The organism is Bifidobacterium mizhiense (genome assembly GCF_020884755.1).
Classification (GTDB): Bacteria; Actinomycetota; Actinomycetes; order Actinomycetales; family Bifidobacteriaceae; genus Bombiscardovia; species Bombiscardovia mizhiensis.
On record NZ_BPWE01000001.1, the window covers coordinates 115080 to 135932 of the forward strand.

11 protein-coding genes, 2 pseudogenes and 2 riboswitches are annotated in these 20853 nt (G+C 59.8%); of the genes and pseudogenes, 7 read left to right on the forward strand and 6 right to left on the reverse strand.

The genetic code is table 11. The features are described from left to right. The first annotated feature begins 81 nt into the window (after positions 1–81). Positions 82–240, forward strand: a riboswitch (M-box (ykoK) riboswitch). 97 nt (positions 241–337) lie between these two features. From LPC22_RS00510 to LPC22_RS00525, 4 genes are all read left to right on the forward strand, one after another. After that, a complete protein-coding gene (locus LPC22_RS00510; protein WP_229132237.1) occupies positions 338–2077 on the forward strand; it encodes an ABC transporter permease in 1740 nt (579 codons plus the stop codon). A gap of 20 nt (positions 2078–2097) precedes the next feature. Beyond that, on the forward strand, positions 2098–3450 hold the full coding sequence (locus tag LPC22_RS00515; RefSeq protein WP_373312839.1) for an ABC transporter ATP-binding protein: 1353 nt from the start codon (positions 2098–2100) through the stop codon (positions 3448–3450). A gap of 46 nt (positions 3451–3496) precedes the next feature. Next, positions 3497–3569: riboswitch (Fluoride riboswitch) on the forward strand. Positions 3570–3657: 88 nt separating this feature from the next. After that, positions 3658–4095 (forward strand): fluoride efflux transporter FluC, encoded by a 438-nt coding sequence (locus LPC22_RS00520; RefSeq protein ID WP_229131627.1) that lies wholly within the window; start codon positions 3658–3660, stop codon positions 4093–4095. Further along, a complete protein-coding gene (locus LPC22_RS00525; protein WP_229131628.1) occupies positions 4092–4472 on the forward strand; it encodes a fluoride efflux transporter FluC in 381 nt (126 codons plus the stop codon). Before LPC22_RS00520 ends, LPC22_RS00525 begins: the two co-directional genes overlap by 4 nt. Positions 4473–4504: 32 nt before the next feature. On the opposite strand, the gene LPC22_RS00530 is transcribed toward LPC22_RS00525, so the two are convergent. Next, positions 4505–5512, reverse strand: a complete 1008-nt coding sequence (locus LPC22_RS00530) for a bile acid:sodium symporter family protein (RefSeq protein WP_229131629.1) — start codon at positions 5510–5512, stop codon at positions 4505–4507. A 348-nt stretch (positions 5513–5860) separates the two neighbouring features. On the opposite strand from LPC22_RS00530, the gene LPC22_RS00535 reads away from it, so the two are divergent. Next, complete coding sequence (locus tag LPC22_RS00535) at positions 5861–8194, forward strand: KAP family P-loop NTPase fold protein (RefSeq protein WP_229131630.1); 2334 nt, start codon at positions 5861–5863, stop codon at positions 8192–8194. Positions 8195–8502: 308 nt separating this feature from the next. On the opposite strand, the gene LPC22_RS00540 is transcribed toward LPC22_RS00535, so the two are convergent. From LPC22_RS00540 to LPC22_RS00560, 5 genes are read right to left on the reverse strand one after another with little or no spacing between them, the layout of a single operon-like run. After that, positions 8503–9291: a L,D-transpeptidase gene (locus LPC22_RS00540; protein ID WP_229131631.1), complete on the reverse strand. Its 789-nt coding sequence runs from the start codon at positions 9289–9291 to the stop codon at positions 8503–8505. Positions 9292–9345: 54 nt separating this feature from the next. Continuing rightward, positions 9346–10146 (reverse strand): alpha/beta fold hydrolase, encoded by an 801-nt coding sequence (locus tag LPC22_RS00545; RefSeq protein ID WP_229131632.1) that lies wholly within the window; start codon positions 10144–10146, stop codon positions 9346–9348. Further along, a complete protein-coding gene (ychF, locus tag LPC22_RS00550; protein ID WP_229131633.1) occupies positions 10143–11249 on the reverse strand; it encodes a redox-regulated ATPase YchF in 1107 nt (368 codons plus the stop codon). The genes LPC22_RS00545 and ychF overlap by 4 nt, the downstream gene beginning before the upstream one ends. A gap of 42 nt (positions 11250–11291) precedes the next feature. Beyond that, positions 11292–12095 carry a pyrroline-5-carboxylate reductase gene (proC, locus tag LPC22_RS00555; RefSeq protein ID WP_229131634.1) on the reverse strand — a complete coding sequence of 268 codons (804 nt, stop codon included), beginning with the start codon at positions 12093–12095 and terminating at the stop codon, positions 11292–11294. Positions 12096–12105: 10 nt separating this feature from the next. Further along, the gene (locus tag LPC22_RS00560; RefSeq protein ID WP_229131635.1) at positions 12106–13485 is read right to left on the reverse strand and encodes an alpha/beta fold hydrolase; all 1380 of its coding nucleotides are present in this window, start codon (positions 13483–13485) and stop codon (positions 12106–12108) included. Positions 13486–13738: 253 nt separating this feature from the next. Between LPC22_RS00560 and LPC22_RS00570 the strand changes: the two are divergent. Both LPC22_RS00570 and LPC22_RS00575 read left to right on the forward strand, forming a co-directional pair. After that, positions 13739–17297 (forward strand): annotated as a pseudogene (locus tag LPC22_RS00570) (RCC1 domain-containing protein). A gap of 518 nt (positions 17298–17815) precedes the next feature. Next, positions 17816–20817, forward strand: a pseudogene (locus tag LPC22_RS00575) (RCC1 domain-containing protein). Positions 20818–20853 lie beyond the last annotated feature (36 nt).

Sequence of the window (20853 nt, forward strand, 5' to 3'; positions counted from 1 at the left end):
TGTCAGTCCTGGCAAGGACGGCAAGGCTGGCAACGCTGGTTTCGCAAATGCTTGACACTGCTCTTGGGCCCATCTATGTTATTGGGTGGTCGGTAGGTGAAGCTACCGCATGGACAAGGCATGCTGCCGCAAAGTGGTGGAGACACCCCGCGCAGGTCAACAGTCCCCGTCGGATCAAGGCAGGGACTAATGCAGGGCCAAATACCATGCGAAGCCGAAGCTTGAACGATGACAATGGTCGGCTCATGGCCGATCGCCACGCCGTCTTCGAGGCTGCCGACAGGGATGTTCCGCACCTTGGAGGGAGGCCATCGTGAATACTGTCGCACTGCCAGGAATGCTCCGTTCTCCACTGAACGACGACCGCAGCCAGGCATCGCGCTCCACCCGCATATGGACGGGCCTGGCCGTAGCCATAGGCGCCCTAGTTCTGCTGGGGGCCCTGGCCTATCTGCTGCCGGCCCTGGGCGCACCCATCGGCCCGGCGGGCGTACCCTCGCACGTCTCCACCGACCCGTCCAACCTGCCCTACTACGCGCTGCGCTCTCTCTTCCGCATGTTCGCAGCCCTGATCATCTCCCTGGTCTTCGCCTTCCTCTACGGACTGGCCGCCGCGCGCTCCCGCCGCCTGGGCGCCGTGCTCATCCCCCTGCTGGACATCCTGCAGTCGGTGCCCGTCCTGGGCTTCCTGTCGGCCACCATCTCCATCTGGCTGGTCCTCTTCCCCGGGTCCATCATGGGCGTGGAGGCGGCCTCCATCTTCGCCATCTTCACCAGCCAGGCCTGGAACATGGCCTTCTCCTTCTATAACTCCCTGACCAGCGAGCCCGCCGACCTGGACGAGGCGGTGAGACTGATGCGCCTGACCCGCTGGCAGCGCTTCTGGAAACTGGACGTGCCCAACTCCATGATCCCCCTGCTCTGGAACTGCATGATGAGCATGGGCGGCGGCTGGTTCTTCCTGACCGCCTCCGAGATGATCTCGGTCAACAACAGGACCCTGGCCCTGCCCGGCATCGGTTCCTTCGTGGAGGAGGCCACCGCCGAGCAGGACCTGGGCAAGGTGGGGCTGGCCATCCTGACCATGATCGTGGTGGTCCTATTGATTGACTTCCTGCTCTGGAAGCCGTTGACCGCCTGGGCCGAGAAATTCCGCTACACCAGCAGCCAGTCCACCGAGCCCCGGCGCAGCCTGGTGCTGACGATCATCCGCCTGTCCGGAGTTAAGGACCTGCTGGGCCTGGTGGGCCATCCCCTGGCCGACCTGCTGGACCGGATCACCCGCCCCCTGGGCCGCACCGGATCGCGCTGGAGCCGTGGAGGCGGACGCCGGCGGGCAAGTGACCTGATCTGGTGGGTCTTCCTGGCGCTGATAGGCCTGTGGGGACTCTGGCAGCTGGACCGTCTGGTCATCCGCCCGCTGGGTCTGGGCGAGGTCGGGCACGTCTTCCAGCTGGGTCTGCTGACCTTCCTGCGAGTGCTGATCCTGATGGTGGTCTGCACCATCGTCTGGGTCCCGATAGGCGCCCTGATCGGCATGAATCCGCGCATCTCCCGCTACCTGCAGCCCCTAGTGCAGATCCTGGCCTCCTTCCCGGCCAACTTCATCTTCCCCTTCGTCACCATGGTCTTCATCATCTGGCGGATCGACATCAACTGGGGCAGCATCCTGCTCATGGCCCTGGGCACCCAGTGGTACATCCTCTTCAACGTCATCGCCGGGGCCTCGGCCATCCCCGACGACCTGCTGGAGATGTCGCGCAGCCTGGGGCAGAACCGCTGGCAGCGATGGAAGACCCTGATCCTGCCGGCCCTGTTCGGCTCCTGGTGTACCGGCGGCATCACAGCGGCCGGCGGGGCCTGGAACGCCTCCATCGTCTCCGAGGTGGTCTCCTACGGCAAAACCGAACTGACGGCCAAGGGCCTGGGCGCCTACATCGCCCAGGTGACCGCCACCGGCGACACCCCACGCATCATCCTGGGGGTTGCCGTCATGAGCATCTTCGTGGTCCTGGCCGACCGGTTCTTCTGGTCTCCCCTGCAATCACTGGCACAACGGCGCTATTCCCTGACATGAGAAGTCTGAGAGGTTCGACAATGACCAAGATCAATTCCAACGGGATCATCACGGCCGAGCACGTGACCAAAACCTACCAGTCCGACAAGGGCGCGGAGCTGACCGTCCTGGACAACATCGACTTCACCCTGCACGAGGGCGAGGTGGTGGCCATCCTGGGCCGCTCAGGCGCCGGCAAGTCCACTCTGCTGCGCATCCTGGCCGGCCTGGTTCCGGCCAGCAAGGGCAGCGTCGAATACCGGGGCAAGCAGCTGGACGGGCCCAACCCCGGCGTGGCCCTGGTCTTCCAGAGCTTCGCCCTGATGCCCTGGCTGACCGTCAAGGACAACGTGGAACTGGGCCTGCAGGCCCGGGGCGTACCCAAGAAGGAGCGCGAGAAACTCTCCCTGGCCGCCATCGATGCCATCGGCCTGGACGGCTTCGAAAGCGCCTACCCCAAGGAACTCTCCGGCGGCATGCGCCAGCGCGTGGGCATCGCCCGGGCCCTGGTCCTCAAGCCGGACGCCCTCTTCATGGATGAGCCCTTCTCCGCCCTGGACGTGCTGACTGCCGAGAATCTTCGCCAGGAGGTCCTCAAGGTCTGGTCCGAGGAGGCAGGCAGCGTCAAGTCGGTCCTGATCGTCACCCACAACATCGAGGAGGCCGTGGAAATGGCCGACCGGGTCCTGGTCCTGGACTCGCACCCGGGCCGGGTCATCGCCAACGTGCCCATCAACCTGGACAGGCCTCGGGACAAGCAGTCCGACCTCTTCCAGTCCTGCGTGGACTACCTCTACTCCATCCTGACCGGCCAGCGTGACAGCGAGGACATCCGCCGCCGTCTGCAGACCAAGGTGCGCAACCGGCAGGCCGTGCGGGACTCGGTGCGGGACGAGGACACCGCCGAGCGCAACCTGCCCGATGCCACCCCCGGCGGCCTGGCCGGTCTGGCCGATGTCATGGTCAACCAGCCCAACGGCATGGATCTGGCCGACCTGGCCGCCAAGCTCTCCTTCGAGGTGGACGACCTCTTCCCCCTGATCGACGCCGGGCTCATGCTGGGCATCTTCCAGGCGGACAACGGGCACGTCAGGCTGACCGACCAGGGCCGTGCCTGGCACGACGCCGACATTCTGGAGAGCAAGGAGATGTTCTCACGGATGCTGATGGATCATGTTCCGCTGATCCGCATCATCGACCGGGCCCTGAAGAACAGCGACGACAAGAGCCTGCATGGCTCCCTGATCCTGGACCTGCTGCGGGCCCACCACTCGGACAAGGAAGCCGTCCAGCAGTTCGACACGGCCATCACCTGGGGCCGCTACGGCGAGCTCTTCGACTACGATGCGGACGACGACCGGCTGACCCTGGATCCGGAGAACCACACCGGGTGAGCAGTCTCGCAGCTGCGACGGCTGTGGTCCTCTTGGGCTCCTAGAATGAGCCTCGGGCGATGGAACCCGCCCGGGGCTTGAGCCCCGAACCGCAAACTGCTGATAGTTCCTGCACCATGATTCGACGACCCGTCTGTGGGCCGGGTGCAGGCGTATGCCATTCAGCCCGCCCCTGCGGACGCTGACCCGTCGGGAACCGAGCCTCCAATGACCAAACCACCTACCGGACCTGATATGGCCACAGCCTTGGTGGTGATACTGGGCGGAACCCTGGGCACCGGTTGCCGGTACGCCCTGAGCCTGCTGCCGGGCCAGAGCAGCCCCCTGCATCCAGGAACGCTCCTGGCCAACCTGATCGCCTGCGCAGGTTACGCCCTGCTGACCGCCTTCCTGGCCGGACTGCCCCAAAGCGCACATGAGCGCCGAAGGCAGCTGACCAACAAGGGTCTGGGTATGGGCCTGTGCGGAGGGCTGTCGACCATGTCCACCCTCTCGCTGGAACTGGTCCAAGGCTTGTCGAGCGGTCAAGTCCAGGCAACCCTTGCCTACTTGCTGGTCTCCTTCGCCGGAGGCCTCTTGGTCTCCTGGACTATGGCAGCGCTGGGAGCCCGTCTGGCCGCACACATCCAAGCAGGTGCGCGATGACCATTACATTTACACTGCTGATCTGCCTGTGCGGCGGCCTGGGGGCTGGACTGCGCTACCTGCTGGACACCCTGGTCAAGGCCCGCTGGCAGGTGGACCTGCCCCTGTCGACCATGATCATCAACCTGTTGGCCGGATTGGCCGCAGGGCTGGTGGCCGCTCTGGCCGCCTTCCATGGACTGCCTAACTGGGGACGGCTACTGCTGGCCACAGGACTGCTGGGCGGCTTCTCTACTTTTTCGACAGCGGTCAACGAGGTGCTGGCCCTGGCCCGGCAGAGAAGGCATCTGGCAGCCCTCAGCTATCTAGCAGCTTCGATCCTCCTGCCGCCTCTGTTGACGGCCCTAGGTTTCATACTGGCCGGACCGGGCATGTAGCAGATCCAGCCAGCAATCAAGGCGTTCCAGAATCAGGCGCGAGCCGGTTCAGGACGGCCCTGGGCGGAGTCGGCGGCAATCCCCAGCCGGTCGTCATGCCGACGCCACCAGGCGGACAGGACCGAGCCGGAGATGTTGTGCCAGACGCTGAAGAAGGTGGAGGGGATGGCCACGATCGGGTCGGCGGCGAAGGCCTGCAGGGCCAGGGTCGCCCCCAGTCCGGAATCCTGCATGCCCACCTCGAAGGTGATGGCCTTCTGCTGGGCGTAGCGGAATCCCTTGGGGTAGAGGCGGTACATGAGCCTGCTGAAGAGGAAGCCCAGCCCGTACCCGCACAGGTTGTGGAGCATGACCACCGGCAGGACCAGGGCGGTGGCGGCGGTGAAGAGCTTGGCATGGTTAACGGAGACGACCACGCCGATGATGACCAGGATGGCGATCTGCGAGACGGCCGGCAGGGCCACGGTCACCTTCTGCACCTTCTCCTTGAATATGGCGTGGACGGCCAGGCCCAGGGCGATGGGGATCAGCACCACTTCAAGGGCGGTCAGGAAGAGCTGCTTGGTGGGGATGGCCACATACTGGCTGGCCAGCAGGTTCATCAGCATGGGGATCATGAAGGGCGCGCACAAGGTGGAAAGCAGACCTATGGACACATCCAGGGCCACGTCTCCTCGTGACAGGTAGGACATGACGTTGGAGGATGTCCCCGAGGGGCAGCAGCCCACCAGGATGACTCCCACGGCGATCATGCCGTCCAGGCGGAAGATGCGGCAGAGCAGCACGGCCAGCAGGGGCATGATCAGGTAATGGGCTATGGTGCCGACGATGACCATGAGCGGCATCTTGAGGATTCGCTTGAAGTCGTCCAGGCTCAGGGTCAACCCCATGCCGAAGAGAATAATGCTCAGGAAGTAGTTGGTGTAGCTGCGGGCCCAAATGCTAATCTGCGGGACAAAGAAGTTGATGGCGGCCCACACTAGGACCACCAGGATGAACCACTTAGTCAACCAGTCACTGAACCGCTGCACCTTTTGCATGATTCCTGACCACTTCCTCTCGATAGTTCTCTCTGTGGTAGGGCAAAGTTAGAAAACCGAGGGCAGGCACGACGGCGGATGGTCACATTTTGGACGAGGCTATTTAGTCCTCCAGATGCCAATATGGTCGATACAGTTCGCAGACTTTTCAACATTGGAAATTCTCGTAGCAAAACTCGAAGCGAAGAAAATAATAAAAGTTGAGGTTCGATTCGCACATCAAGCACGAACACAGATAGAGAGATCAATGTCCAAACCAACATGGATCGGATCCGTAATACAAACACAAGAGGCTACTCAACATCAAAGCTTCAGTAAGCGCCTGTCTTTAGATTGTATCCTTATAGCATGAAAGAGGATTCAAGGCAGCCTTCTTCGTGGCTTTTCGACGAACCAATTACAGACAAGTCCGAGGATAAATATCAACGAGCAGAATATACACAAAATCTTGCAGACGCTCTTCTTCATAGCACTGACCCGCATGGACTCATTATTGGTATTCATGGCCCATGGGGATCAGGCAAAACATCGTTAAAAAATTTGCTTATTAATGCACTCAAAGCATCTAAGGACACAGACGAATACCATATCATTGAATTCGAACCCTGGATGTACTCTGGCAGTGGTCAGGTAGTTTCTCTTTTATTCAAACAAATATCACAAACACTGTCCAGCAAAACCAATTCTGTTTCTAGACTGGCTTTACGATTAGCTACATTTTCCAATCGATGGAGTTCTCTGTTATCAGCTTTATGCAATCTAGTGTCGCAAAGCTCTTCTTATAGTATTAACCTAATTGCAACATTCTTTAACAATATTGGAGATTATCTCAATCCCTATAACGCAGATATGCAAGTGCTTGCTGAACAACGAAGAAAGCTCAAGAAAAAGCTTGACACAACTAAAACTAAAATTATTGTCTTTATCGATGATTTAGATCGTTTGACGGACAGCGAAATAGCCGAAATGCTCCGGGCTGTTAAGGCCGTGGGTGATCTTCCATATGTGACGTATGTACTCTTATATGATCGTGAAGCTGTCACTAAGTCCTTAGACAAAAAATGTCACAACAAGGGTGATGAGTATCTGGAAAAGATCATCCAAGTCCCTATCGGCTTACCGGAGCCGTCCAAAGAAGTCATAGAAAGAATGCTCACATCAGAAATAGAAAGCATCATACAATTAGAAAAACGTGAGCCTATAGCCCAGCCAAGTACGGATTTAAGTACAATTTCATTCGTAGATATCAACCGAACTTGCATAGCTCCGTTTGTCAATAATTTACGAGACGCAATCCGCTTGACAAATGAATTCAAAATACGATATCAGGTTTTAAAAGACGATGTTGAACCAGGAGATTTACTAGGAATTACAAGCCTTGAGGTTTTTCGACCGAGTCTTTATAGATGGATCATCAAGCACAAGAACCTTCTATGCAGTCATAATGTTTCGTCAACACTTTCATCCCGCCTTTCCGGAGACCCTTATATTGAAACTCTTTCAGATATACTTGAAGAGCTGCTAAAAGTCATGGATTCCAACAATGGAGAAACGGGCAGACAAGATAGCGCAGCTGTCAAAGCGCTATTCCCCTTTGCCAAAGTGTCAACGTTGCGCCACAACGGTCAGAAATATGTTTCTGCAGCATCTCTCAACCCCTATGGAGCAGATCGCCATATATATAGACCTGAATATTTTGATGCATATTTCCGCTTATCTATTCAACAAGATAGTATTCATGAAAACGAATACAAGGAATTCCTGCTTTATGATCCGCTAAACTCTGCAGATATAGATAAGCACCACTGGGATATCTTCCAAAATACTCTATTTGCCAACAAGGCAGGTAAGTATCTCGGCAATAGCAATAATGATCGAGCTGCAAAAGTGATAGACTTTTGCCTCAAACTCGAAGAAAAGTTCAGCAAGATAAATCAAGGATATATAACTCTAAATGTAACACTCAGTATCCTGAAAGCAGGTTGCAGTTATCCGAACTATGAGGCCCTATTTGATACGCTGACTCAACAAATCTTGGATTCAGACTCTCCGCTATCCTTGGTATTGTGCGCTTATCTTTCGTATAAAATCCATGCTGAGCTTTCGCAAAAAACTCGCACTAAAAAATCTAACGATAAAGTTCAACATTTGTCATTAGAGCTGCCTGATTTTTCTTATATTCGAATTCCCACTCGATCTGACGATTGGAAAAATAATCTCAACATACTCAGCACCAAATTCAATGATCGACTACAAAAATGGGAGTTCAAATCCCACATAAAAACTTTTTCAGGCAAAGGCATGAGATTGTATGCAAATTGCATTCCAACTTTATTTAATAAAGACTATGACCAGCATGAAGCGTTTACTGTTTTCTCTCACATGGTAGATAAGGCACATTTCGTTATCTTCATACTTGATGCACTGACACAAAAAGTCGATGATAACTATGTCATGAATTTGCCGCTTATACAGCAATTCATCAATGCTGATGCATACAAAGCTGCCGTTGCAAAACTAATGAACAAAATTGCTAAACATGACGGCGACATTATTATCAATATCTATTCAGTTGCAGCTTATCAAGTCGTACTTCAAAACAATACTTCTACCAACTCAGTCTCTGCAAAGAAGGTACATACAGTCATCGAAGAATGGGAAAAGCAGCTTAGAACCCAGTAAAGCATAGGCACACCAGCCACTGTTTATATGTAGAACTCACTTACCCAGCAAAATAGTTCCTATTTATTTGGACGACAACTCCACTACTTGTGTTAAGCATGTATACAGTAGCTTTTCAGTAACGAAATGAGATATTCAAAATATTAATTGAACAACAATCAACAAGTGCAATAGTCTGTATATAACGAAGATGGACATTTACTCAAATTTGAGGAAATCAGTGAAAGCAGATCAGAAATTTTAGGATATATTTTTATCGAGTCCATATCAAGCTACTGCAACTAATTTGAACATCAAAATCATGTGTCTCATTCAATAAGAACGGGCGTGCCGGCGGGTACGGACTGCATGATCCATCGAGCGTCGGGCACTGTCAGTCGGATGCAGCCGTGGGAGCCGGGGCGAATGCCCAGCATATCGGCCTCCTCCTTGATGTAGCCGCCCTTGGAATCAGTGGGGACCGAGTGGAAGAGAAAGACCCCGTGGTTCAAAAAACTGGTGTAGTAGCGGGCGCCCATCCCCTCGCCGGGATTGTAGAAGTGGTCGCCGCGCTCGGCCTGGATGCGGAAGCTGCCCCTGGGCGTGGAGTCATCCATGCCCGTCGAGGCGTACATGGTGTAGAGCAGTTCAGACCCGTCGCGCACATAGACCCGCTGGTCCTGAAGGCTGACCTCCAGGGAGAGGCCAGGGTGGGCTGCAGGATCCGGGTAATCGACCTGCTGGGAAGGCTTGAGCCAATCGACAGGATGAGCGGAAGTAGCAGCAGGGTCTGGCTTCTGCTGCTTTGTCTGATCCTTCGTGGCCGATGAGGAGGAGGCAGATTTACTGGGATGATGTGCCTTGGGAAATCGTCTGACCGAAACGGTGGATGTGCTCGAAGCACCCGCAGCTGTGGTTCGTTCCGCATGAGCCGCATCCACCGGCTGGAACAGATTGACGATCAGGACTGTCAGCAGCAGCGTCAGCAGAGCACTTGTCACTACCACAGGCGTGCGGCGGACAGGGTCCAGCAGCCAACGGAGCATGGCAAGCGCACGCCGCTTAAGGCGTTCGCCATCCAATCCCCAGACAGCCATGTCCTTCCCCTTCGTCGCCATTGAACGAACCTGTATGCACAGTTCATTGTAATGGCAGACGAAACCGGGAGAGACTCAGCCTTTCAGCACCTGCCTGGCCCAGTCCTCCAGCAGGTCACAAACTAGGGCGGTCTGCTCGATCTGCACATTATGGCCGGCCCGATCCAGCACCGAGTAGGAGGCTCGAGGGAAGCGGCAGGCCAGGTCGAACTGGTCCAGGTAGCCCACACGGTCGTCCTGGCGTCCGCAAACAAAGAGCACAGGGGCTATGAACCCGGACCAAACCTGGTCGAAGTCCAGGTCCAGCTGGTAGTGCCCCTCCATTCGCGCCACCGTGTCGGCATCGGCCGAACGAATGCCGGGCATGATGGTGCGTTGGTAGGCCTCAAGATGCTCCCGGGACTCCACCACGGCCATCTGCCGGTAGGCATGCCTGGTGAACTCGTCCACATCGGCCAGGCCCTGGTCGTCCCGGACCAGCACCTGACGCGGGGGCAGACGCCTGTGGGCGGTCACCGGGTCGACCACCGAGGAGAGCAGAGCCATCCCCCGGCAACGGTCCAGTCGACCGGCGGCGGCATGACGGCTGAGCAGCCCGCCCAGGGAGTTGCCCACCAAGGCGAAAGGGCCGCCGCCGCTGAAAATGTCCACCTGGTCATCCAGCCACCGGGCCAGACCGTCTAGGTCGAGGATGGACGGGTCGGGCGGCGTACGGCCGAAACCGGGCTGGTCCAGATAGATCCGCTCGAAACCGCACACCCGCTCGAATACGGGATCCAGGTCGTCGAAGATGTGGTGGTCCACACCGGACCCATGCACGAAAATCAGCGGCAGCCCATGGCCACGGCGAATGGCGAACCCTGGCTTCGCGCTCACTTCTTCGAACCGGAGGGAATGCCGGTCTTGAACTCCACGATGTCGCCGTCCTGCATGACGTAGTCCTTGCCCTCAAGGCGCATCTTGCCCTCCTCGCGCACCTTGGCGTAGGACCCGTCGGCGGCCACGAAGTCGTCGTAGGAGACCACCTCGGCCTTGATGAAGCCCTTTTCGAAGTCGGTATGGATGACGCCGGCGGCCTGAGGGGCGGTCCAGCCCTTGTGAATCTGCCAGGCGCGTACCTCCTTGACCCCGGCGGTCAGGAAGGTCTGCAGACCAAGGATGTCGAAGCCCACCCGGGCCAGCTGGTCCAGGCCGGACTCCTTGAGCCCGGCATCGGTCAGCATCTCGCGGGCGTCGGCCTCATCCAGCTCGGTCAGCTCGGACTCGAACTGGGCATTCAAGAAAATGGCGGGCGCGGGAGCCACGGAGTCGGTCAGCTGCTTCTCCATGTCCTCGTTCTGCAGCTCGTCGTCGTCCACGTTGAAGACGTAGATGAAAGGCTTGGCGGTCATCAGATGCAGGTCGTAGAGCTCATCCTTGTCGATGTCCCCGGCCTGGGCCGCCTGGTCGATGGTCCGGCCTTGGCCCAGAATCTCCTTGGCCTTACGAACCGTGTCCAGGTAGGCGGGCTTGATCTTGCCCCCGCGCTGGTCCTTCTCCAGCTTGGGCAGGGCCTTGTCGATGGTCTGCATGTCGGCCAGGATCAGCTCGGTATTGATGGTGTCGATGTCGTCGGCCGGATCCACCTTGCCGTTGACGTGGACGATGTCGTCGTCATTGAAGGCGCGAACCACCTCGCAGATGGCGTCGGCCTCGCGGATGTTGGCCAGGAATTGGTTGCCCAGCCCCTCCCCCTCCGAGGCCCCCTTGACGATGCCAGCGATGTCCACGAAGGTGACCGTGGCGGGCACGATCTTGTCCGTGTGAACCAGCTTGGCCAGGACGGGCAGCCGGTCGTCGGGCAGGGGCACGATGCCGGTGTTGGGCTCGATGGTGGCGAAGGGGTAGTTCTCCGCCAGAACGTTGTTGCGGGTGAGGGCGTTGAAGAGTGTGGACTTGCCGACGTTGGGCAGCCCGACGATTCCTATGGTTAACGACATATGCACCAGTCTATTGCCCGGACTGCCCCGGCGTGGCTCCCCCTAGTCGCCGCGCTCCACCGCATCGATGGCCTCGATGACCGCTCCACGGAAGCCGTGCTTCTCCAGGGATGCAACGCCCTTGATGGTGGTTCCGCCCGGCGAGCAGACCGCGTCCTTCATGGCCCCGGGGTTGGTGCCGGTGGCCAGGTAGAGGGCTCCGGTCCCCTCCACCATCCGCGCCGCCAGCCGGTAGGCCGCCTGCCTGGGCAGCCCATGCTCCACCCCGGCGTCAGCCAAGGCCTCCATGTACATGGCCGTGTAGGCGGGCGCGCATCCGGCGATGGTCGTGCCCACCGAGACCAGCTCTCGGGGCAGCCGCTCGATCATGGCCACCGGGTCGAAGACCTGGGTGAAGAGCTCCCGCTGCTGGTCGGTCAGGGTATCGTCCTCCTGGGTGACCAGAACCCCCTGCCCTACTGAAATGGGGGTATTGGGGATGGCGCAGATCAGGTGGGTACCCTCCTCTAGGAGATCGGTATAGTCCTCAAGGGTCATGCCGCCCACAACAGACAGGACCATGCGGTCCGGGTCAGCCAGCTCATGGCGGATGGGCTCGCAGACCTGGGCCACTTGTTCCGGCTTGACAGCCAGAATCACCAGATCGGCGGCCGCAGCCACCTCGGTGCCCGAGTGCATGGGCCGCACCCCCAACTGGGCCGTCCGCTCCACCAGCCGGTCATAGTGGGCTGCGCAGGCGACAATCCGGCCGCCGGGCAGCACGCCCGCATCGACAAGCCCCTGGGCCATGGCCTGGGCCATGTTGCCGTATCCGATGAATCCGAGAGTCAATGAGTCCGTGTTCATGCCCTCAAGTCTAGCTGCGCGCCGGGAAGAGCCCCTCCAGATCGCCGCGATCCAGGGCCAGCCGGTAGAGGTGGGCAAAGACCCTGTCCCCGTGCAGGCCGTCATGCTCGAACTCGTTGGTCACCCAGGCATGGGCGTGACCCACGCGCGAGAGGGTGTCCAGCTGGAGCTCCGAGGGCACATAGAGGTCGTCGGCATAGACCGCGGCCTGCAGGGGAACCTGATTGTCGGCCAGACGGTCGGGATCGTACAGGCGGCCCCAGGAGCCCTCCTCCATGAGCAAGCTGACCGCCGGGCCGAAGGGGCGCAGGGCCGACTCCTGTTCGAACATCCAGGGGAAGATCGCCTCCCCGGTGAACATGAGCGGGCGGGCAGCAGTGTCGAATTCAGGACGGGCATCACGCACCCGCTGCCCGGCCCAGCGCAGGGGTTCGCAGTCCCCATCGGCGTAGATGAACTCCTGCAGGGGCCAGTAGAGCGGCGTAACCGTAGTGGCCGCCCGCACCCCCTCCAGGAAGGCCTGCGAGAGGGTGGCCCGGGAGCTGCTAGAGCCAGAAGCGGGCAGGCTGCCGTCGCCGTCCAGGAAGGCCGTGTCCAACAGCCAGTGGAGACGCTCGAACCCACCGCTCTTGCCCAGGTCGGCGCCCAGGGTCTGCAGCCGCTCCACGCTCAGGGGGTCGCCTCCGGGCAGAACCACATCGCCCTGGGCCAGCCGGTCGGCAATGGCCGCCACACGGTCTTGGTCCCCTGGATAGCGCTGATAGAAGATCTGGGACCGCTGGGCCATTTTGGTGAAGGTATGGGAATAGAGCTCATAGGCATCAGTGGGAATGTGCGGCACACCACCGGTAGTGAAAGCCGCAGCCAGCCCCTGGGGGAAGTTCGACAGGTAGGCCATGGTCAGGAAGCCGCCGAAACTCTGCCCAAGGGTTACCCAGGGACGGCCGGCGAAGACCGTGCGACGCAGGTGTTCGAAGTCCCGGATGATGGAGTCCGCCAGAAAATGCTTCAGATAGTCGGCCTGGGCCCGGGGCTCGCCCAGGGAGGCCATGGTGGAGCCGTCGATGGCGCTGGACCGACCCGTACCCCGCTGGTCGGGCAGGACAATGCGGAAGTGGCGCAGGGCCTCGGCCATCCATCCGTCGGCAGTGGCGTTCAGCGGCCGTGGGGCGCCCGAGCCGGGTCCGCCCTGCAGGTAGACCAGCAGCGGCAGGTCGTCGTGGATGTGCTCGGGGGCGCAGACCACACGGTAGAAGCAGCGGATGACCGCCTGGTCCGAATGATCTTCGGCTCGCCAGACGCCAGGTTCACTGCCCGCCCAGTCAAAAGGAACGGAGATGGACCCCTCCCGAACGTAGAGTCCCGGCAGATAGTATCCCTGGTTGGTCATGCGCTGGCTCCTTTCTTTGAGATCAGTCGGGTTCATTGTCGCCGGGCGGTTGGACCTGGCTTGTGTGTTGTTGGCGGGCTGGGTGGTAGGGTGAAAAGCGGGGGATGTCGAGAAGACGACTGGCTTTTGTCCCGGCTCGTGCAATCTGTTGCACGGACTGACATTGAGCAATGAGTGGCTTTCCGACAGGAAGAACTTTATTAGGCAGGCGGTGTTGATTCCGCTTGGTGTTTGGTGAAGGGGTTTTGGTTTCATGCATCTGGTTTCCCGTCTGCGTCGCATCCTGGCGATGATGACCGTCCTGATCAGCCTGCTGGCAGGCCTGGGCGTCGCATCCGCCCAGGCGGACGCTCCCATACTCACCGGGGGGGGGGGGTCGTCAGACCCCTCGCGTAGCTGACAAAACCTCCGGCACCCTCCCCAGCAACGCACCAAATACCCCACTTCCCACACCATCACCGATACAAACCACCACACCATTAAGCCCCACATCGGGCACCCCGTCATCGGCGACGGGAACACCCGAGAGCGCAGACCCCACTCCGGCTAAGTCAATAGAGAAGAAGGATGACCAAGCCTCGCACATAGTGCGCTTCGACCCCGACGACGGCAGCAAGCCAACACAGTCAACCGTGAAAACCGGCACCCTCGCCGCTCCCCCGCAACACAATCCTCAGCGTGAGGGCTTCCGGTTCGACGGGTGGACGCTTGACGGCCAGCCTTTCGACTTCCAGACCCCAATCCTGCAGGACACGAGTCTGAAAGCCCAGTGGACCAAGATAACTGACTGGACGCTGAGCCCGGACCACGGGCCCACCACCGGCGCCCGACTGACCATCAGCCCACCCAACAAGCAGGAACCCTACTACACCAGCATCCAAGCCGCAGGAGACCAGTTTGTCGGCCTGACAGGCGAGGGCCGCATCTACACATGGACGCAAGACAACACACCCAAACAGGTCCCCTTCCCCACCCAGGCCGAAGACGGGTTCCACTACCTGCAGGCCGCAGCCGGCAGCCGATGGCAGTCAGCACTCGGATCCGACCAGCAGATCTACACCTGGGCCTGGGGGCAAGCGACACCCACAATTCTTGACACCGGCCGGAACACCCAATTCACCAGCCTCAGCATGAACGATAACCGGCTCCTGGCAGTGGACCAGCAGGGACAGATCCACCCCTACCAGGCCAGCCAAGACCCGAAACCCGCGGAGCAGGCCACAACCAGCCTGCCCGGGAAGGCGCAGGCCGTCCTCGCCGTCGCCTCCGGCAGCCGGATCCTCGCCCTGGACTCCGACGGGCAAGCCTGGACCCGGGACGCAAGCAACACCGGAAACGCTAAACCCGAACGCCTTACGCAGAATCCGCACACGCACATCATCCAAGCCCAAGCCCTCAACCAAGGAGCCCTCCTCCTGGACACGGACGGACAAGCCTGGTACCTGGCCGACAGCACAGCCGATTCTGCAGCCGTCAGCCTGCCGGACGGCATGAAAGCCAGCAGGATCACCGCCAACGACAGCCTGGCCATCATCACCGGCAAGGACGGCCGCACCTGGGCCTGGCAGCCAGGCAGCAAACCTACCCGGACGGACAACGGAAGCCGGCAGTACATGCAGGCCGCCAAAACCGGCAGCAGGATCACCGCCATCAACAGACAGGGCGACATGTTCGCGTGGAGCCTGGACGGGCAGGGCCAGCCCGGCGGTAAGCCAACTAGACTCGACACCGCACAGGCGCCCACCCTGGAATCAGCCAGCATGGACAGACAGCCGCTCAAACTCACCAAGAACAACGGCTCCTGGCACGCTGACATGCCCGCCCACAAGCCGGGGCCAGCCGCCATCACGATCAACGGCAGGCAGGACGGCCAGACTTTCACCAGGAGCCTTACGTATACGGTCGACCAGCCGCTGGCACGAGGCGCCGAACCAAGATCCACGCTCACGGTCCGATTCGACACGGGTGGGGGAAACCCCGTACCAGCAGAACAGAGTTTTTCCACCATAAACGGCAGGGTGAAGCGGCCCTCCCCTGACCCGGCTCGTGAAGGCTTCCTGTTCGACGGATGGTTCATCGGGCAGGTCGCCTACGATTTCAGCAAGCCTGTCGACAAGAACCTCACCCTCACCGCCAAGTGGACTGAAAGCCATAACAACAAGTGGAGCATCAGCCCTGATAAGGGCAGCCAGTTGGGCAGGGAATCCACAACCATTACCCCCCCAGACAGCATAAGCGGCATAAAATTCAGCCAGGTCAGCGGCGGAGGCAATCATTCGTTGGCCGTGGGCAGCGACGGGAACGTCTGGGCATGGGGAGACAACACGTACGGCCAGCTCGGCGACGGGACGACCACCACCCGGACTACGCCGGTTAAAGTGCGGACGCCTGACCGCAAGACGTACCCGGACCTGCCCGAGGACTTCACCTACGTGCAGGTCAGCGGCGGATGGTTTCATTCGCTGGCCTTGGGTAGCGACGGATACGCCTACGCCTGGGGAAGGAACGACCATGGCCAGCTCGGCAACAACACCACCAGTGATTCCGATGCGAATTCTGTTCCTGTGCGCGTGCGTGACCCCGCCAGCCCCACAGACGCGAGCAAAGGTCTCAAAGCCGCACAGGTAAGCGCCGGATACTGGCATTCGTTGGCCGTGGGCAGCGACGGATACGCCTACGCTTGGGGATACAACACTTTAGGACAGCTCGGCAACAACAACACCAGCAATTTGTCTTTCCCCGTGCGCGTGCGTGACCCCGCCAGCCCCACAGACGCGAGCAAAGGACTGAAAGCCGCACAGGTAAGCGGAGGAGGCCTGCATTCGGTGGCCGTGGGCAGCGACGGATACGCCTACGCCTGGGGAAGGAACACATTTGGCCAGCTCGGCAACAACACCAGCGCCATCTCTTCGACTTATCCTGTCCACGTGCGTGACCCCGCCAGCCCCACAGACGCGAGCAAAGGACTGCAAGTCGCACAGGTAAGCGCCGGAACCGATTATTCGCTAGCCGTGGGAAACGACGGATACGCCTACGCCTGGGGATACAACTACTATGGCCAGCTCGGCAACAACACCACCAGCAGTAAATTCGACGGGAACCATATTCCCGTCCACGTGTGCGACCCATCCAGCCCCACCGCCAAAGGCAAAGGACTGAAAGCCCTACAGGTGAGCGCCGGAGACTATCATTCGGTGGCCGTGGGCAGCGATGGATACGTCTACACCTGGGGAGCTAACGACTATGGTCAGCTCGGTAACGACAGCACCGCGAAGAAAAAGCTTGTTCCTGCGCGCGTGCGCGACCCAAGCAACCCCACTGACACCAGCCAGGGGCTGCAAGCCGTACAGGTTAGCGGCGGACTGTATCATTCACTTGCTATCGGTACGGATGGAGTCACCAAAGCCTGGGGATACAACAGCTGTGGCCAGCTCGGTGACGACACCAAAAACGACAAGTCAGCTCCTGTGCCGGTGTCGTTCAACTTGCAGCTGGTGATCACCGGCGTCAGATTCGACCAGACCGCCGTATCAGGCCTGACGCGCGGCGACGGCGGCAGCGTCAGCGTGCTCACGCCCGCACACCAGCCGGGCACGGTCACCGTCAGCGTGGACTACACGCTGGGCGGCGCACCCCAAACGCCGGACACCTCCCTCAGATACACGTACCTGCCCGCAGGCGTGCTCCCCAAGGCAGGCGGGGAAGGCATCCTGCTCGCCCTCGCCACGGGCATGACCGGCATGGGCGGGGTCCTTGCATCCCGCCGCCACCGAAAGGAACAACGCCAACTGCTTCACGCTTCACTCGAGTAAGAGCGGCCGGGCGGCGTATCAATCCCCCCGCCCCCGGCCCACCTAGGGGGAGCAGGGAGGAAACGTGTCAATCAAGGCTCAAACCCCAAGAGAGCGGACACTTCCCTCCCGCGCCCCCACCACACTTCCGCAGGCGGGAAGCCAAGGGGCAGGCATGCACGCCCCCGCCCCCGCCCGGGAGAGGAGGAAACACGGCCAGGCCGGCCAAGAGGCTCAACAGCCCCCAGCCAGCCCGGCCGCTGTTTGTTTCTCTATCTCAAATAATTACTATAAGCAGTCGCTCTTTCTCAACCGCTGGACGGGGATTTGGCCGATGCCTGCATGTTGCAATGGTATGATTTTTGTGGGGATGTTGAGGGGTCTTTCGTCTTCTGACTGCATCAGCGCAATTGGCGCCAGATCAGCCTTGAATGGCCGAGAGACTCTTCTGAAAGTAAGACGTAGCAGTGGTGTTGGCCGGCCGTTGGGGAAGAACAGATGGCAGGCAAGCCTGTTGTTGGGGAAGAGGTTTGTAAGTCATGCGTATAAGCTCCCGATTGCGTTCGCTGTCGTTCGTAATTATTCTTCTGCTGCTCCTGTCAGGCTTGGGCATGGTCGGAGCCGAAGCTGAAACCGACGCTGGTACTGAATCTATATTGATCGAGGGGGGGGGGGTCGTCAGACCCCTCGCGTAGCTAAGCAAACCCCCGCCACTCTTCCCAGCAGCACAACCGGCACGCCGCTTCCCTCGCCCTCGCCCCTGAGCCCCACGACATCAAGCCCAAACACCCCGTCATCGCCGACAAATAGTCCAAGCAGTGCAGACTCCGCTTCAACCAGGCCATCCCGGCGGACAGATGATCAGGCCGCGCACACGGTGCACTTCGATCCGGCCGACGGAAGCAAACCCACCCAAGCGACCGTGAGGACCGGGACGCTTGCCTCACCTCCGCAAAAGAACCCGCAACGTGAGGGCTTCCGGTTCGACGGGTGGACGCTTGATGGCCAGCCCTTCGATTTCCAGACCCCCATCCTGCAAGACACGACGCTGACCGCCCGTTGGACCAAGGCCACGGACTGGACTCTGAGCCCGGACCACGGACCCTCCTCAGGTACACAGCTGACCGTCAGTCCGCCCGACAAGAAAAAACCCTATTACACGAGCATCCACACGGCAAACAGCCAGTTTGTCGGTCTGACAGGCGACGGCAACATCTACATTTGGACACAAGACGGCACACCAAAACAGGTTCCTCTCCCTGCCCAGGCTCCCGACGGATTCCACTACCTGCAGGCCGCAGCCGGCAGCCAATGGCAGACGGCCCTCGGATCCGACCAGCACATCTACACCTGGACCAGCCAACAGCCCATGCCCACCATCCTCGACACTGACCTGAACATCAGGTTCACCAGCATCAGCACAAGCAGCAACCGGCTGCTGGCCGTGGACCAGCAGGGCCGTGTCCACAATTTCCAGGCCAGCCAGGCCGACAGCCGGAACATGAAACCCACTGAGCAATCCACGATCAGCCTGCCCGGGCAAACTCAGGCGATACTCGCCGTCGCCTCCCCCAGCCGGACACTCATCGTGGACGCTGACGGGCAAGCCTGGGCATGGAAGCCAGGCCAGGCAGGAAACACGAAGCCATCACCCATCATGCAGGCTGCAGCCCTCAACCAGGGGCTGCTCCTGCTGGACGCTGACGGGCTGACCCGGTACCTGGCCGACAGCACGACCAGCGCCAAAGCCGTCAACCTGCCAGAAAGCACGAAAGCCAATCGGATCAGCGCCAGCAATGACCAAGCCATCATCACAGACAAGGACGGGCACCTCTGGTTATGGAAGCCAGGCGAAGCGCCCATGCGCGCAGACAGCGGGAACCAGCACTACATGCAAGCAGTCCGCATCGGCAACGAAAGCGCCGCCCTAGACAGGCAGGGCAGCCTATATCAGTGGAGCATCGACGCCCAAGGCCTGCCCGGCAAGCCGGCAAAAATCGACTCCACCACAGCGCCCACTCTGGAATCAGCCAGCCTGGACGGCCAAGCATTGCCGCTCAGCAAAACCGGTGATGTCTGGCAGGCAGATGTCCCCGCCCGCGATCCCGGGCCGGCCGTCATCACCATCACCGGCAGGCAGGACGATAAGCCCTTCACCAAGAGCCTCAATTACACCGTCGACCAGCCGCTGTTAAGGGATGCTCAACAGGATTCCACCCACACGATCACCTTCGATACAGCAGGAGGAAGCCAGGCACCCCAACCCCAGCAAGTCGGCTACCCCTACGGTAGGGTGAAGCGGCCCTCCCCCGACCCGACGCGCAATGGTTACCAGTTCTACGGATGGTTCATCGACAACGTCGCCTACGACTTCAGCAAGCCTGTGACCAAAGACCTCAGACTTACTGCCCATTGGTCGTCAAACAAGTGGACAATAAGCCCTGATACGGGCAGCCAAATCGGCGGTGAAAGGACCACCATTACCCCACCAACCAATACAAACGGTATCAAGTTCAACCAGATCAGCAGCTCAAACACTGGTTCATTCTCCCTGGCTGTGGGCAGCGACGGGAACGCGTACGCCTGGGGAGACAACACGTATGGCCAACTCGGCGACGGGACGGCCAAAAACTCCAGATATACGCCGGTCATGGTTCAGAAACCTGATCGCAAGACGTATCCAGACCTGCCAACGAATTTCACCTACGTACAGGTCAGCGCCGGAGGCCGGCATTCGATAGCCCTGGGCAGCGACGGATACGCATACGCCTGGGGATACAACAGCTCTGGCCAACTCGGCAATAACACGAAAACGGATTCGCATGTTCCTGTGCGCGTACGCGACCCCGGCAGCCCTACTGATGAGAGCAGAGGACTGAAAGCTATACAAGTCAGCGCCGGATACTGGCATTCGCTGGCTCTGGGCAGCGACGGATACGTATACGCCTGGGGATACAACTGGTATGGCCAGCTCGGTAACAACACAAAAACGGATTCGTATGTTCCTGTGCCCGTGCGTGACCCCGCCAACCCTACTGATACGAGCAAAGGATTAAAAGCCACGCAGATCAGTGCTGGATACTGGCATTCGCTGGCCGTGGGCAGTGACGGATACGTGTACGCCTGGGGAAACAACGGAAACGGTCGGCTCGGCGACGGTACCACCAACGGCAAGTTAGTTCCCGTGTCGGTGATGTTCAACCCGCAGCCGGTGATCGCCGCAGCCAAGTTCGACACCAGCCCTGGCACGCATCTGACTCCTGTCAGCAACAGCAACAGCAACAGCGTCACAGTGCTCACGCCTGCACATCTGCCAGGCACGGTCACGGTCAGCGTGGAATACACGATGGGCGGCGCGGGAAACACACTGACCGACACGTCCCTCAGATACACGTACACACCTGCAGGCGTGCTCCCTCAGGCCGGCGGTGAGGGCATTCTGCTGGCCCTGGCCACCGGCATGACGGGCATGGGTGGGGTTCTGGCATCTCGCCGCCATCGGAGGGAAACACGCCAACTGTCACAAGCTTCGCACGAGTAAGAGAGGCCGGGGGCAGTGTATCAATCCCCCCGCCCC

Coding starts and splice junctions, on each gene's coding strand:
- LPC22_RS00510 (WP_229132237.1), top strand. CDS start 338: ATGCTCCGTTCTCCACTGAACGACGACCGCAGCCAGGCATCGCGCTCC.
- LPC22_RS00515 (WP_373312839.1), top strand. CDS start 2,098: ATGACCAAGATCAATTCCAACGGGATCATCACGGCCGAGCACGTGACC.
- LPC22_RS00520 (WP_229131627.1), top strand. CDS start 3,658: ATGACCAAACCACCTACCGGACCTGATATGGCCACAGCCTTGGTGGTG.
- LPC22_RS00525 (WP_229131628.1), top strand. CDS start 4,092: ATGACCATTACATTTACACTGCTGATCTGCCTGTGCGGCGGCCTGGGG.
- LPC22_RS00530 (WP_229131629.1), bottom strand. CDS start 5,512: ATGCAAAAGGTGCAGCGGTTCAGTGACTGGTTGACTAAGTGGTTCATC.
- LPC22_RS00535 (WP_229131630.1), top strand. CDS start 5,861: ATGAAAGAGGATTCAAGGCAGCCTTCTTCGTGGCTTTTCGACGAACCA.
- LPC22_RS00540 (WP_229131631.1), bottom strand. CDS start 9,291: ATGGCGACGAAGGGGAAGGACATGGCTGTCTGGGGATTGGATGGCGAA.
- ychF (WP_229131633.1), bottom strand. CDS start 11,249: ATGTCGTTAACCATAGGAATCGTCGGGCTGCCCAACGTCGGCAAGTCC.
- proC (WP_229131634.1), bottom strand. CDS start 12,095: ATGAACACGGACTCATTGACTCTCGGATTCATCGGATACGGCAACATG.
- LPC22_RS00560 (WP_229131635.1), bottom strand. CDS start 13,485: ATGACCAACCAGGGATACTATCTGCCGGGACTCTACGTTCGGGAGGGG.